Raw genomic sequence first — 14,501 nt, 5'->3', positions numbered from 1 at the left:
AATCTACCCCACTAAATACATAGTTTCTGCTTCACCCTTTTTACCCGGTGATAAAATCATCTCTCTATAACTTTTTCCTGCCGGAACCATAGGTAAAACATTTTCTTCTCTATCTACTACAAAATCTATTATAACAGGTCTATCATTAATTGTCATTGCTTTTTCTAAAACTTCTTTTACTTCTGATGGTTTTGTAGCTCTAAGTCCTACTGCTCCAAAGCTCTCTGCAAGTTTAACAAAATCCGGTTGAACTGATAAACATACACTTGCATATCTACTATCATAGAAAAATTGTTGCCACTGTCTAACCATTCCGAGAAAACCATTATTAATTATTGCGACTTTAACAGGAACCCTGTATTGAACTGCTGTTGCTAAATCCTGAACATTCATTATAAAAGAACCATCCCCTTCTATTGCAAAAACTGTTTTTTCCGGTCTTCCTATTTTAGCCCCGATTGCTGCCGGAAAACCAAATCCCATTGTTCCAAGCCCACCGGAATTTAAAAATTGTCTTGGATATGAGTATTTATAAAACATAGCTGCCCACATCTGATGCTGTCCTACACCGGCAGATACGATAGCATCTCCTTTTGTAACTTCATATATCTGTTCTATAACATATTGAGGCTTTATAATTTTATCAGATTGTCTATATTTTAAAGGATGTTCTTCTTTCCATTTTTCTATCTGTTTTAACCAGTTTTCCCTTGCTTCTATCCAATCAATAGGTTTCTTTTCAAGTTCTTTTATTAATTTTTGTAAAACTATTTTTACATCTCCAACAATAGGAACATCTACTGTAATGGTTTTACTGATTGAAGCCGGGTCTATATCTATATGTATTATTTTAGCTTCAGGTGCAAATTCTGTTATTTTTCCTGTAACCCTATCATCAAATCTTGCTCCTACTGCTATAAGTAAATCACTATTATAAACTGCCATATTTGCATAATATGTTCCATGCATTCCAAGCATATGAAGTGCAAGAGGGTCATTTTCAGGAAATGCACCTTTACCCATATTTGTAGTTGTCACCGGTATTCTTGTAAGATGGGCTAACTTATATACTTCTTCTGCTGCATCTGATAATATGGCTCCACCACCTACATATAAAACAGGTCTTTTTGCCTGTCTGATTAACTGGGCTGCTTTTTTTATTTGGACAGGATTTCCTTCCACATGAGGATTATAACCTGGAAGGGATTCTTTTACCTCTTCATCGGTTGGGATATAATACTCACTTTTTTGCTGGGTTATATCTTTTGGTATATCTACTAAAACCGGCCCAGGTCTTCCTGTTCTTGCTATATAAAAAGCCTGTCTTAATATTAAAGGCAAATCTTTGATATCTGTTACGAGAAAATTATGTTTTGTTACAGGTCTGGTTATACCTATTACATCTGCTTCTTGAAATGCATCTGTTCCGATATAATGGGTTGGAACCTGTCCCGTTATAGCTACCATAGGTATAGAATCCATATATGCCGTAGCAAGCCCTGTTACAAGATTTGTAGCCCCAGGTCCTGAGGTTGCTATCACTACTCCTACTTTTCCTGTTGCCCTTGCATATCCATCTGCCATGTGGGCTGCTGCTTGTTCGTGTCTTGCTAATACATTTTTAAACGGTGCATCAAATAATGCATCATAAACTTCCATTATTGCACCGCCCGGAAGACCAAATACTGTATCAACACCTTCTTTTATTAAAACATCTATTATTATATCTGCTCCTCTTTTTACCATTTTTTACACCTCAAAATTTTTAAAATTATATCATAAAGTTATTTGTAGATTTAACAATGAGAAAGCTCATTTTCTGTTTTTTATATATTCCGGTAATTCCCTTGGTGGTTCTCCTATATAATTTACTTCTTTATCTTCATCTAATCTTCTAAATGGCTTTTCCATAGTTAGTTCTTCAAAAGCATGGGCTACTAATCCGGGAATTCTTCCGATAATAAAAAATCCTTTTCCTACTCTCCAATCAAATCCCATATCAGATGTTATACCGGCTATTGCTCCATCTACATTTAGAACTAATTTTTTTCCTTTTATCTTATATATCTCTTCTTCAAGATATAATGCAAATTCTGAATGTTTTCCGAAAAATCCTATTTCTTTTGCTAAATCTATTAATCTTTTTGCTCTTGGGTCAAAATCTTTATAGTATCTATGTCCAAAACCTGCAAGCAACATTTTTTCTTTTATTGCTTTTTCTACCAACTCTTTTGCAGTTTCCCTTAAATTATCCGATTTATTAGCCCATTCCTGTAATAATCTCATTGCATCTTCCAAAGCTCCGCCGTGATAATCACCAAAAGTTAAAACTCCTGCAGCCACACCAACATGAAGTTTATTACCACCGGATATAACATTTCTTAAAGCCATTACTGAAGGCACTGCTATACCATGGTCTACAATAGATGTAAATATAGCATCAAGCATTTTAACTTCTTTTTCTGAAGGAAACTCTCCTTTTAATGTTAAATATATTGCCTCTGTAAAAGATATTTTTCCAACAAGCTCCAATAAATTATATCCTCTAAGATATATCTCATTTCCTTTGTTTAAAGTGATAGCTGTTTTCCATTCCATTTTTTCACCTCACTTAATAAATCTTTAAAATCTTTAAATATATAATCAGGATTTAGATTTTTAGCTAACTCTTTATTTCCATATCCGTGAAGTAATAAAGCAGTTTTTATTCCGGCATTTTTTCCGGTTAAAACATCTACTTCACTATCTCCTATCAAGATACTTTCTTCTTTATTTTTTTCTAAAACTTTTAATATAAAATAAACACCATCAGGCTCAGGTTTTCTTGTATCTAAGGTATCTGCTCCTACAACTAAATCTATATATTCCCAAAGCCCTATATCTTTTAGTATATCTTTTGATATTTTTTCATATTTATTTGTTAAAACTGCTATATTTTTATTATTTTCTTTAAGATATTCAAGAACTTCTTTAACATAAGGATATGGTTTAGTATGGACGGAAGGATTTTGGTTATAATACTCTCTGAATAAATTTAAACTTTCTTCCCAATAATCCTGTTTGTCAGGGATTAAATCTTCAATTAATTTTCTTGCTCCGTATCCTACATATTTTACAATTTCTTCTTCCGGAAATTTGTTTAATCTTAATTTTTCAAAAGCATAATTTACTGCTTTTGCTATATCTTTTGAAGAATCAATAATTGTTCCGTCTAAATCAAAAATATAAAGTTCCATTTTTATTCCCTGACGGCTTTATATAGCTTGATTATTTTATCTATCCATCTTTCTTCTGTTTTTTGCTGAGAAATATTATTTTTTTGATTTTGGTTTTTATCTACTATAACATAAATATCTTCATTATCCATAGCAAGTCCTAAATCTTCTCTTGCTTTTTTTTCTATATAAAATGGGTCTGTTTCAAGGTAATATTTTTGATTACTCAGTAATCTGTTTTCTTCTTTTAATGCTTTTACATCTTTTTCAAGGGATTCTTTAACCTGTAATTTTTGAAAAATAGATTGGATATTATTTTCACTGAATAAAACAATATAAACACCATAAATAAAAAAAATGCCGGTAATTACCGGCAAAAATTTTTCAATATTTATATCAAACTTTAAATGCTTGTTTTCCTTTAAAGATTGCTGTTTCTTCAAGTTCTTCCTCTATTCTCAGTAATTGGTTATATTTTGCAGTTCTATCTGTTCTTGATGCAGAACCGGTTTTAATCTGTCCTGCATTTACTGCAACTGCCAAATCTGCTATAAATGTATCTTCAGTTTCACCTGACCTATGGGATATTATAGTTGTATATCCTGCATTTTTTGCCATTTCTATTGCATCTAAGGTTTCGGTCAATGTGCCTATTTGGTTTAATTTAATTAAAACGGAATTTGCAATATTTTCTTTTATGCCCCTTTCTATTATTTTCGGATTTGTTGTAAATAAATCATCTCCTACAAGCTGAACTTTTTTTCCAATTGCCTCTGTTAATTTTTTCCAACCTTCCCAATCATTTTCTGCAAGTCCATCTTCTATGGATATAACAGGATATGTTCCGATAATTTCTTCATATAAAATTATCATATCTTCAGAAGATAATTTTCTACCTTCAAAGGTATATAATTTTTCTTCTTCATCATAAAGCTCAGAAGATGCACAATCAAGGGCTATTAATATATCTTCTCCTGGTGTATAACCTGCTTTATCTATTGCAAGCATCAATAAATCTAATGCTTCTTTTGTAGAGTTTAATGCAGGAGCAAATCCACCTTCATCGCCTACATTTGTTGCAAGCCCTTTTTCTTGTAAAACTTTTTTCAATGTATGGAATGTTTCAACACCAGCTCTCAATGCTTCTTTAAATGAACCACCGCAAACAGGCACAATCATAAACTCTTGGAAATCAAGACCATTGTCTGCATGGGCACCACCATTTATAACATTCATTAACGGAACCGGTAAAACTTTTGCATTTATGCCACCGATATATCTATAAAGAGGTATCCCAAGCTCTAATGCTGTTGCTCTTGCTACTGCTAAACTTACTGCAAGGATTGCATTTGCTCCAAGATTTGATTTATTTTCTGTTCCGTCTGCTTCTATCATTAATTTATCTATTCTTACTTGATTTTCAGAATCTTCACCGATTAATAAATCTGCAATTTTTTCATTAATATTATTTACAGCTTTTAAAACTCCTTTTCCGAGAAATCTTTTTTTATCTCCATCTCTTAATTCAAGGGCTTCATTTTCTCCGGTTGAAGCACCGCTTGGAACGATTGCAGAAGCAACTACTCCACTTTCAAGTAAAACCTCTGCTTCTACTGTAGGATTTCCTCTTGAATCTAAGACTTCTCTTGCTCTAATATCTACTATTGTAGACATAACTACCTCCTTTTTATAATTTATGATAAGCTGCCAATGCAGCTGATATTGCTACTGCTAAATCTTCTAAATTTTTTTCTTCTGCTAATATTTTAAACGTAGGTAATTTTTCATCTAAATATTTTGTTGTAAATTTACCTTCCCTGAAATCTTTGTCTCTTACTATAGCTCTAAGTAATGGTAAATTAGTAGGTACACCCCTTACAATAAATTCATCTAATGCTCTTTGGGCTCTGTTTACCACCTGATCCCATGTTAAAGCCCAAACTACAAGTTTTGCTATCATTGAATCATAATAAGGTGGAATTACATAATCTTTATAAACTGCTCCATCTATTCTTACTCCAGGTCCTCCAGGTGAATAGTATGAGGTTATCTTTCCAACAGATGGTGCAAAATTTTTGGTAGGGTCTTCTGCATTTATTCTAAATTCTATTGCATATCCTCTTGTTGTTATATCTTCTTGTAAAAATCCAAGCTTTTCACCTTCTGCTATCTCAATCATTCTCTGAACTATATCTACTCCGGTTATCATCTCTGTAACCGTATGCTCAACCTGAATCCTTGTATTCATTTCTATAAAATAAAAATTATTGTTTTCATCAACTATATACTCTATGGTTCCGACATTTTCGTATCCTATCTTAAACATTGCTTTAACCGATGTCCTGAGTATCTCTCTTCTTAAATCAGAATCAAGATTTGGAGATGGAGCTATCTCTACAACTTTTTGATGTCTTCTTTGGATTGAGCAATCTCTTTCACCAAGATGTATAACATTTCCATATTTATCTGCCATTATCTGAACTTCTATATGTCTTGGATTTTCTATATATTTTTCTATAAATACATCACCTTTGCCGAAAAATTTTTTAGCTTCTCCATAAGCAGATTTAAATGCATCTTCAAAATCTTTTTCTTCTCTTACAATTCTCATTCCTCTACCGCCACCACCATAGGCAGCTTTTATAATAACCGGATAACCTATATCTTTTGCTATTTTTTTTGCTTCGTTTAAATCAGAAATTGGACCATCACTTCCTGGCAAAACTGGAACACCAAGCTTTTTCATGGCTTTTTTAGAAGCCATTTTATCACCGAATAAAGCAATATGTTCCGGTTTTGGCCCTACAAGGATTATTCCTTGTTTCTGACAATATCTTGCAAAATCTGGATTTTCTGATAAAAATCCATATCCGGGATGTATAGCATCACATTTTGTTGCTTTTGCTATATCTACTATTCTAAAATAATTTAGATATGCCTGAATAGGGTCTCCAGGTATAAGATAAGATTCATCTGCTTTTTTTACATAGATACTTTTTGCATCTGCTTCCGAGTATATAGCAACTGTTTTTATACCAAGCTCTTTGCATGCTCTTATTATTCTTGTTGCTATCTCTCCCCTATTTGCAATAAGTAGCTTTCTAATCATACTGTATCTCCGTTTCCATATTCTCTATAAATGCTTCATGTAATGCTCTTACTGCAAGCTCTGCATATTTTTCATCTATTAAGCAAGAAATTTTTATCTCTGATGTAGATATTGCATATATATTTATTCCTTCTTTATATAATGTTTCAAACATTTTTGCAGCTACACCGGCATGGGTTTTCATACCAAGTCCTACAACGGAGATTTTTGCAATTTTATCATTTCTTTCAACATCTTTTGCACCTACTTCTTTTGCAACTTCCCTTGCTATCTCTTCTGCATAATCAGCATCAGTTTTATTTACCGTAAAAGATATATCTGTAAAGCCTTGATGGGATACATTCTGAACAATCATATCCACAACAATATTTTTATCTCCAAGAGCTTTAAATAATTTGGCAGCTATTCCCGGCTTATCCGGAACACCTACCACTGTTATTTTAGATTCTTTTAATTCATGGCTTATTCCTCTAACTGCAACTCTTTCCATCTCTTCATTTTCCTCCATTATCCAAGTTCCTTCTTCATCTACAAAAGAAGACCTTACATGTATTTTAACACCATATTTAGCTCCAAACTCAACAGAGCGTATCTGCATTACTTTGGAGCCAAGGGATGCCATTTCCATCATCTCTTCATAAGAGATAACCGGTATTTTTTTTGCTGATGAAACAATTCTCGGGTCTGCTGTAAATACACCGGTAACATCTGTATAGATTTCACAAACATCTGCTTTTAATGCAGCAGCAAGTGCTACTGCCGTAGTATCAGAACCACCTCTTCCAAGGGTTGTTATATCACCATATTCTGTAACACCTTGAAATCCGGCTACTATTACAACTTTACCTTCATCAAGCTCTTTATGTATTCTATGGGTATCTATTTTTAATATTCTTGCTTTTGTGTAAGCATTATCTGTAATTATAGGCACCTGCCATCCTGTTAAACTTACTGCATTTATCCCAAGTTCTTTTAAAGCTATTGCAAGTAATCCTATTGCCACCTGTTCTCCGGTAGATACAACCATATCCTGTTCTCTTGGGTCTGGTCTGTTTGATAACTCCCTTGTAAGTGATATTAATCTATCTGTTTCCCCTGTCATTGCAGAAGAAACTACAACAACTTTATTTCCTTCATCTACTGCTTTTTTCACTTTTTTAGCAACATTTTTTATTCTTTCTATATTTCCAACTGATGTTCCACCGAATTTTTGAACAATTAAAGGCAATGCTTCCTCCTTTTAACAATTCCAATTTTTATAATAAAAATTTTAACATATATTTAAATATCTTTTTTCTCAGATAAAACTAACTCTTCTTCATCTAAAACAGGATAAATACCGGTAAAACATGCGGTGCAGTAGCCTTTTGTTTTATCTGCTGCATCAAGCATTCCTTCTAAGGATAGATAATTTAGGCCATCTGCTCCTATGAAATTTTTTATCTCTTCTATACTCATATTATTTGCAATGAGCTCTTCTTTTGTTGGTGTGTCTATACCATAATAACATGGACTTATAACAGGTGGTGAGCTAATTAACATATGGATTTCTTTTGCTCCGGCTCTTCGTAGCATATTAACTATTTTTTTACTTGTAGTTCCTCTAACAAGTGAATCATCTATAACTATTATTCTTTTTCCCTCTATTGCCTGTCTAACCGGATTTAATTTTAATTTAACACTTAAATCCCTTATTTCTTGAGTAGGTTGGATAAAGCTTCTTCCTACATAATGATTTCTGATTATTCCTATCTCAAGTGGAATGCCACTTTCTTCTGAATATCCCATTGCTGCAACTAAACCTGAATCCAATACAGGTACTACACAATCAGCATCTATTGGATATTCTTTTGCAAGATTTCTTCCCATATTTTTTCTTATTTCATATACATAATCTTTAAATATTATGCTATCAGGTCTTGCAAAATATACAAACTCAAATATACATTTTTTAAGATTTTGTGGATATTCAAAAGGATAATAAGAGCGAATACCTGCATCATCTATAACAACCACTTCTCCCGGATTAATATCTCTTAGATATTCTGCATCTACTATATCAAATGCACAACTTTCAGAAGCAAAAAAATAACTTCCTGATTTATTTTTTCCAAGAGAAAGAGGTCTAAATCCAAAAGGGTCCCTTACTGCTATAAGTTGTTTTTCTCTTAAAATAAGTAAAGAGTATGCTCCTTTAACTTTTCCCATTGCTTCAAATACAAGAGGTAAAAATTCTGTATCATTTTTATGAAGATTAATATGGGATGGTGGTGGATTCTTAGAGCGAGCGATGAGATGAACAAATATCTCTGTATCCGATGTAGACCTGAAAATTGCTCCCTCTTTTTCTAACTTTGTCCTTAAACTATTTGCATTAACAAGATTGCCGTTATGGGCTATGGCAAAACTTCCGCCGTAAAAATGAGCAAAAAATGGTTGGATATTCTTAGGATTAGAACCACCGGCTGTTGAATATCTAACATGACCGATAGCAATATCTCCTTTTAACTCTTTTAAATCTTCATCTGATATTGCTTTTGTAACAAGACCCTGTCCAAGTCTAACATTTATATCATATCCATCTGATACAGCTATTCCGGCAGATTCCTGTCCTCTGTGTTGTAATGCATGAAGACCAAGGAATGTAAGCTCTGCTGCAGATTTATTATTAAAAACTCCAAATATTCCACACATTTTTAAAATACCTCATAAAAAAATAAGTTTTGATAATAAATAATATAAAATAAAAAAGAGAAAAAAGGTAGGCTTTTAAACCTACCTGCTATATTATTCTATTATTATTCTATTGTTTGAACCCAGACAACAACTTTAACAGGATTTTTCATATCTTTATATTTGTAAGCTAATGCTTTTATTGGTTTTATACCGGCTGCAAAATTTCCATCGTGGTGTCAACAGTTGCCAAAAAACATATTCAAGCATTAACAACTGCTGACTTTCGGGAACTCCCCTTAGATTTTGTCCATCTTTTTGAAGAACTTTTCAGGGAAACTCCCAACGGCACCACTGAGCCGTCTTCCCTACCTGCTTATTGACACCCAAATAATGCAGTAGAGCTATTAGGCGAAAACATTTCACAGATAGCTCCACATTTACTGCATCTTTGTGATGTGTATCGTGGATATATATCATCTACAGCATATCCTTTCTTTATTTTGAACCTCTATAAAAAGGGGAAACTATTTGCTAACATATTTATATCACAAATATTATGAGCTTTATCAGATTTAATTTAACATTAATTTAACGAATTAATAATATTTTTTTATGATTTCCATTAATTGATTATAAATCATAGGATTTCCGGCTATAACATCTCCATCTGTCATATCTTTTGTCCCTTGAAAATTAGAATATATTCCCCCTGCCTCTTCTATAAGAAGCAAACCGGCAGATATATCCCATGTGGATAATTTCATCTCAAAAAATCCATCAAAAACTCCTTCTGCTACTAAAGCTAAATCAATAGCAGCAGCTCCCGGTCTTCGGACTCCTGAAAAGGTTATCATAGCTTCCTTAAGAGCAAGTAGATAATTATCAAGCTCTGCCACAGACCTATAAGGAAATCCTGTTGCTACTATTGCAGATTCAATATCTCTATTTGAAACATATATCTTTTCACCGTTTAGATAAGCACCTTTTCCTTTTTCTGCCCAATATAATTTATCAAGCATCGGAATATATATTGCTCCGACTATAATCTCTTCATTTTTTTTTAGGGCAACAGATACAGCAAAAATTTCAAACCCTGCAATATAATTTTTAGTTCCATCTAATGGGTCTACTATCCATATATACTCACTATTTGGATTACCTACTTTTCCGTCCTCTTCTCCAAGAAATGCATGTTCCGGAAAACAAGATAATATAAAAGTTCTTATTCTTTCTTCAGAGTATTTATCAACATATGTAACAAAATCTTTTATTCCTTTTTCTTGTATATCAGATTTTTTTATCTTTTTAAAATTTTCCTTTAAAACTAATCCTCCGATGATTGCAGCTTCTTTTGCAACATCTAAAAAATTATTTTGTATCAATTTATTTCTCCATTTTTGTGATTGCTTGTAAGCAAGGAAGCTCTTTTCCTTCTAAGAGTTCTAAGAAAGCTCCTCCACCGGTAGATATATAACTTATCTTATCTACAACACCCGCTTTATGAATTGCATAATCTGTATCACCACCACCGGCTATTGATAATGCCGGAGATTCTGCAATTGCATGGGCAAGTGAAAATGTTCCCATTTTAAATTTATCTATCTCAAAAACACCCATTGGCCCATTCCATACAATTGTTTGGGCATCTTTTATTATCTCTTTTATTAATATTATTGAAGCATGTCCTATATCTAATCCCATCCAACCTTTTGGTATTTCTTGCCAAGCAACTTCAATAACAGCTGTTTGGTCAGATATTGCCTGACCACATACAAAATCAACAGGTAGATAAAATTTAACTCCTTTTTCTTTTGCTTTTTCTATTATAGAAACGGCTTCTTCAATCATCTCTTCTTCAACAAGAGAACTACCAACATTGTATCCAAGGGCTTTTATAAAGGTAAAAGCCATAGCTCCGCCGATAAATATTTTATCTACTTTATCTATAAGATATTTTATAACTCCAAGTTTTGATGAAACCTTAGAACCACCCAAAAATGCTACTACCGGTCTTTGAGGATTAAGTAAGGCTTTTTCAAAATATTCAAGTTCTCTTTCAAGTAAAAATCCCATAACTATTGGCTGTATAAAATCTTTTACACCATAAACAGAAGCATGTTTTCTATGACAGGTGCCAAAAGCATCTATAACATATATTTCCGCTAATTTTGCTAACTGTTTTGAAAATTCAGGGTCGTTATTTTCTTCTTCCGGATGAAATCTTAAATTTTCTAAAAGAATAATATCTCCTTCTTTCATATTAAAAACTTCTTCTTCTACTGCACTACCTACACAATCCGGCAAAAATTTTACTTCTTTGTTTAACAATCTTTCTAATCTTTTTGCTACAGGAAGTAAAGAATATTTTGGATTTGGCTTTCCTTTTGGTCTTCCAAGATGTGATGCAAGAATAATTTTTGCCTTTTTATCAAGAAGATAATTTATCGTTGGTATGGTTTCTCTTATTCTTATATCATCTTCTATATTCCCATACTCATCAAGTGGAACATTATAATCAACCCTTACAAAAACTCTTTTTCCTGTAACATCAACATCTTTCAAAGTAAGAAAGCCGTTAAACATCTCTACCTCCTCTTAAAATTCTATTTCATCATCATCTTCAATACTATCAAAAATATCCCAGTTATCTGACGATACTCCTTTTAATCTTAAAGCAGTTTCTCTAAGCAGTTCTAAATAAGATGCTATCTCTCTATAACTGTCAAGAACAGCCTGCAATTTAGCTATCTCTTCTTCCGGTAATTTTCCTTTATATATTTTTAATGCTTTTTTTATGGCTGCTTTTGTAATAACTATCTGACCGGCTTTTTCTTGCCACTGACTCCAAAACTCATTTGTTCCAAGAGGTGCTTTGATGATAAATCTGTCTAAATTTGTGATTTCTTGTGTTAATAACATTTGAAAATCATTTATTTTTTTCATTTAAACCTCTCAATGAAAAATTTTCATATATTATTATAACATCATTATCAATGGACAATTTTAATTTGAATATTAAATCAAAACTGCTTATAATATAGATAATTAATTAAATTTTGAGGATAAGTATTTGGCATATCAAGCCCTTTCAAGAAAATATAGACCGCAAAAATTTAGTCAGGTTATAGGGCAGGATTTTGTTGTTAAAACATTAAAAAATGCAATAAAGCTAAATAGAATTTCCCATGCATATATATTTGCCGGTTCAAGGGGAATAGGTAAAACAACCATTGCAAGAATATTGACAAAAGTATTAAACTGTAAAAATCCCCAAGATTTTGAACCTTGCAATGAATGTGAAAACTGTATTCAAATAAATAAAGGAGCATTTCCGGATTTATATGAGATAGATGCAGCATCAAACAGAGGTATAGATGATATAAGAAATATAAAAGAAAATATCAATTATGCACCGGTAAAAGGCAATTATAAAGTTTATATAATAGATGAAGCTCATATGCTTACAAGAGAAGCATTTAATGCCCTTTTAAAAACCTTGGAAGAACCACCGCCAAGAAATATATTTATACTTGCAACAACAGAACTTCACAAAATACCCGAAACAATAAAATCAAGATGCCAGATATTTTTATTCAAACCACCTACAATAAATCAAATAAAAGATTATCTGAGAAAAATCTTAGAAAATGAAAATATACCTTATGAAGAAGAAGCATTAAATATAATTGCTCAGGCAAGTGAAGGTGGTGTAAGGGATTCTGCAAGCTTATTAGACCAAGCAATAACATTTTCCGAAGGAAAATTAACAACAAAAGCAGTAGAACAGATGCTCGGTATCATTCCAACCAATATATTAAATGAGGTTGTAGAAAATTTACATAATCTAAAAGCAGAAGAAGTTATAAAAACCATAGAAAATCTTGATAGAGAAGGATATGATTTAAACTTATTTTTTAAACAACTTATATCAAAATTTGAAGAAATATTGATAGATATTGCTACCAGAAAAGAAACAAACTTTAATATTGATACTGTTATATATATTCAAAATATCTTAACACGGGCATATATAGAAGCAAGAAATTTTATAAATCCAAAGCCAATTTATAATTTGAATATAGCAAAACTAAAATATATCAATAACCTAAAGAGCATATCAGAGGTTATAGATAAAGGTATAGATAAAACCGTTGAAAAACAGAAAATAAATCAAGAGATAAATCAAGTAGAAACTAAACCGGAAGAAAAATTTAATCTACAAGCAGTTTTAACAAAAATAGCAAAAGAAGAACCTGTAATAGGGCATCTGATAAAGAAAATAAATATTGAAGAAAAAGAAGACAGATTTATCTTTCATTTAGATGAGACAACAGATTTAATTAAAGAAAAATTAGACAAGATTCAAACATATTTTCCTAAGAAAATAGAGATTATTTATAAAAAAGAAGAAAAGAAAGAAAAAAAGAAAAAAGAAGAAAGAGATGAAGCAGTTAGTAAAATACTTAATTTATTTCCCGGTTCAAAAATAATAAAAGAAGATAGATAGGAGGTTTTTCAGGTGTTTAATTTTGGAAATATTGCAGAGATGATGAAACAACTTAAGACGATGCAGGAAAATATAGAAAAAGCAAAAGAAGAATTAAAGAAAGAAAATATTGAGGTAGAAGTAGGAACCGGAATGGTAAAAGTTATTGCTAATGGTATAGGAGAAGTTGTAGATATTAATATAGACAAATCTCTTTTAAATGAAGAAAATGCAGAAGTCCTAAAAGATTTACTTATATCTGCTATCAATGAAGCTCAAGAAAGAGCAAGAGAAATGATGACTAAAAAAATGGCAGAAGCTTCCGGACTTGGTTTTGATATATCAAAACTCGGTGGTCTGTTTTAATGGATGTTATTCCGGAAATTTTAAAAAATGTAATTGAAGATATATCATCTTTACCGGGATATGGAGAAAAATCAGCTCAAAGGTTTGCCGTAAACCTTCTTAAAATGCCAAGAAAAGATGCAATCAATATAATAAAAGATTTATCCTTAATGCTTGAAAAAATACATCCCTGTAAAGAATGCGGTATCTTTTCAGAAGAAGAGATATGCCCTATATGTAACTCTGAAGAAAGAGATAAGAGTATAATTTGTGTTGTTGAAGAATCTTTTGATGCTTTTGCTATAGAAAAAACAGGCAAATATAATGGACTTTATCATATCCTTGGTGGAAGATTATCACCACTTGAAGGAATTACAGAAGAAGATTTAAATATCAGCTCTTTATTACAAAGGGTAGAAAAATTAAAAATAAAAGAAATTTTACTTGCCACCAATCCAACAGTAGAAGGCGAAGCAACAGCTTTATATATTGCCAATTTATTAAAGAATAAAGATATAACTATCTCAAGATTAGCTTATGGACTTCCTTTCGGTGCTATCTTAGAGAATGCAGATGAATTTACCTTAACAAAAGCAATTGAGCTTAAAGTTAAGATTTAACTTGTTTTTTTATTAATTTAGTGTTATATTTATATAACAATGTTTTAATA

At 31.9% G+C, this 14,501-nt stretch carries 15 protein-coding genes; 3 read left to right on the top strand and 12 right to left on the bottom strand.

The genetic code is table 11. The features are described 5' to 3' along the window. Positions 1 to 3: 3 nt before the first annotated feature. From ilvB to QOR43_RS00805, 12 genes are all read right to left on the bottom strand, one after another. Positions 4 to 1,746, bottom strand: coding sequence for a biosynthetic-type acetolactate synthase large subunit (gene ilvB / locus QOR43_RS00855; RefSeq protein ID WP_265133627.1), 1,743 nt, complete (start codon positions 1,744 to 1,746; stop codon positions 4 to 6). 66 nt (positions 1,747 to 1,812) lie between these two features. Next, a complete protein-coding gene (locus QOR43_RS00850; RefSeq protein ID WP_265133626.1) occupies positions 1,813 to 2,598 on the bottom strand; it encodes a citryl-CoA lyase in 786 nt (261 codons plus the stop codon). Next, positions 2,571 to 3,236, bottom strand: a complete 666-nt coding sequence (locus tag QOR43_RS00845) for an HAD family hydrolase (RefSeq protein WP_265133625.1) — start codon at positions 3,234 to 3,236, stop codon at positions 2,571 to 2,573. The genes QOR43_RS00850 and QOR43_RS00845 overlap by 28 nt, the downstream gene beginning before the upstream one ends. Positions 3,237 to 3,238: 2 nt before the next feature. Further along, entirely contained in the window at positions 3,239 to 3,658 is a 420-nt protein-coding gene (locus QOR43_RS00840) for an FtsB family cell division protein (protein WP_265133623.1), read from the bottom strand. Next, positions 3,612 to 4,889, bottom strand: coding sequence for a phosphopyruvate hydratase (gene eno, locus QOR43_RS00835; RefSeq protein ID WP_265133622.1), 1,278 nt, complete (start codon positions 4,887 to 4,889; stop codon positions 3,612 to 3,614). Before eno ends, QOR43_RS00840 begins: the two co-directional genes overlap by 47 nt. A gap of 13 nt (positions 4,890 to 4,902) precedes the next feature. After that, a complete protein-coding gene (gene accC / locus QOR43_RS00830; protein WP_265133621.1) occupies positions 4,903 to 6,324 on the bottom strand; it encodes an acetyl-CoA carboxylase biotin carboxylase subunit in 1,422 nt (473 codons plus the stop codon). Next, the gene (locus tag QOR43_RS00825; protein WP_265133620.1) at positions 6,317 to 7,552 is read right to left on the bottom strand and encodes an aspartate kinase; all 1,236 of its coding nucleotides are present in this window, start codon (positions 7,550 to 7,552) and stop codon (positions 6,317 to 6,319) included. The genes accC and QOR43_RS00825 overlap by 8 nt, the downstream gene beginning before the upstream one ends. Before the next feature lie 53 nt (positions 7,553 to 7,605). Continuing rightward, complete coding sequence (purF, locus tag QOR43_RS00820) at positions 7,606 to 9,018, bottom strand: amidophosphoribosyltransferase (protein WP_265133619.1); 1,413 nt, start codon at positions 9,016 to 9,018, stop codon at positions 7,606 to 7,608. A gap of 355 nt (positions 9,019 to 9,373) precedes the next feature. Further along, on the bottom strand, positions 9,374 to 9,499 hold the full coding sequence (locus QOR43_RS08585) for a zinc ribbon domain-containing protein (RefSeq protein ID WP_425609129.1): 126 nt from the start codon (positions 9,497 to 9,499) through the stop codon (positions 9,374 to 9,376). A 97-nt stretch (positions 9,500 to 9,596) separates the two neighbouring features. After that, the gene (locus QOR43_RS00815; RefSeq protein ID WP_425609128.1) at positions 9,597 to 10,382 is read right to left on the bottom strand and encodes an inositol monophosphatase family protein; all 786 of its coding nucleotides are present in this window, start codon (positions 10,380 to 10,382) and stop codon (positions 9,597 to 9,599) included. A gap of 1 nt (position 10,383) precedes the next feature. Further along, positions 10,384 to 11,583 (bottom strand): phosphoglycerate kinase, encoded by a 1,200-nt coding sequence (locus QOR43_RS00810; RefSeq protein WP_265133618.1) that lies wholly within the window; start codon positions 11,581 to 11,583, stop codon positions 10,384 to 10,386. 12 nt (positions 11,584 to 11,595) lie between these two features. After that, positions 11,596 to 11,943 carry a hypothetical protein gene (locus tag QOR43_RS00805; RefSeq protein WP_265133617.1) on the bottom strand — a complete coding sequence of 116 codons (348 nt, stop codon included), beginning with the start codon at positions 11,941 to 11,943 and terminating at the stop codon, positions 11,596 to 11,598. Between the two features lie 127 nt (positions 11,944 to 12,070). Between QOR43_RS00805 and dnaX the strand changes: the two genes are divergently transcribed. From dnaX to recR, 3 genes are read left to right on the top strand one after another with little or no spacing between them, the layout of a single operon-like run. Then, on the top strand, positions 12,071 to 13,507 hold the full coding sequence (gene dnaX, locus QOR43_RS00800; protein WP_265133616.1) for a DNA polymerase III subunit gamma/tau: 1,437 nt from the start codon (positions 12,071 to 12,073) through the stop codon (positions 13,505 to 13,507). A gap of 12 nt (positions 13,508 to 13,519) precedes the next feature. After that, positions 13,520 to 13,852, top strand: a complete 333-nt coding sequence (locus tag QOR43_RS00795; RefSeq protein WP_265133615.1) for a YbaB/EbfC family nucleoid-associated protein — start codon at positions 13,520 to 13,522, stop codon at positions 13,850 to 13,852. Next, entirely contained in the window at positions 13,852 to 14,451 is a 600-nt protein-coding gene (gene recR / locus QOR43_RS00790) for a recombination mediator RecR (protein WP_265133613.1), read from the top strand. Before QOR43_RS00795 ends, recR begins: the two co-directional genes overlap by 1 nt. The last annotated feature ends 50 nt before the right edge of the window (positions 14,452 to 14,501 follow it).

Source organism: Venenivibrio stagnispumantis (genome assembly GCF_900182795.1).
Lineage (GTDB): Bacteria > Aquificota > Aquificia > Aquificales > Hydrogenothermaceae > Venenivibrio > Venenivibrio stagnispumantis.
Note: the sequence above shows the minus strand (reverse complement) of the source record. Positions and strands in the feature narration are given on the sequence as shown.

What these genes read in the sequence shown, in the direction of transcription:
- ilvB (WP_265133627.1), bottom strand. Translation starts at nt 1,746, where the DNA reads ATGGTAAAAAGAGGAGCAGATATAATAATAGATGTTTTAATAAAAGAA.
- QOR43_RS00850 (WP_265133626.1), bottom strand. Translation starts at nt 2,598, where the DNA reads ATGGAATGGAAAACAGCTATCACTTTAAACAAAGGAAATGAGATATAT.
- QOR43_RS00845 (WP_265133625.1), bottom strand. Translation starts at nt 3,236, where the DNA reads ATGGAACTTTATATTTTTGATTTAGACGGAACAATTATTGATTCTTCA.
- eno (WP_265133622.1), bottom strand. Translation starts at nt 4,889, where the DNA reads ATGTCTACAATAGTAGATATTAGAGCAAGAGAAGTCTTAGATTCAAGA.
- accC (WP_265133621.1), bottom strand. Translation starts at nt 6,324, where the DNA reads ATGATTAGAAAGCTACTTATTGCAAATAGGGGAGAGATAGCAACAAGA.
- purF (WP_265133619.1), bottom strand. Translation starts at nt 9,018, where the DNA reads ATGTGTGGAATATTTGGAGTTTTTAATAATAAATCTGCAGCAGAGCTT.
- QOR43_RS00810 (WP_265133618.1), bottom strand. Translation starts at nt 11,583, where the DNA reads ATGTTTAACGGCTTTCTTACTTTGAAAGATGTTGATGTTACAGGAAAA.
- QOR43_RS00805 (WP_265133617.1), bottom strand. Translation starts at nt 11,943, where the DNA reads ATGAAAAAAATAAATGATTTTCAAATGTTATTAACACAAGAAATCACA.
- recR (WP_265133613.1), top strand. Translation starts at nt 13,852, where the DNA reads ATGGATGTTATTCCGGAAATTTTAAAAAATGTAATTGAAGATATATCA.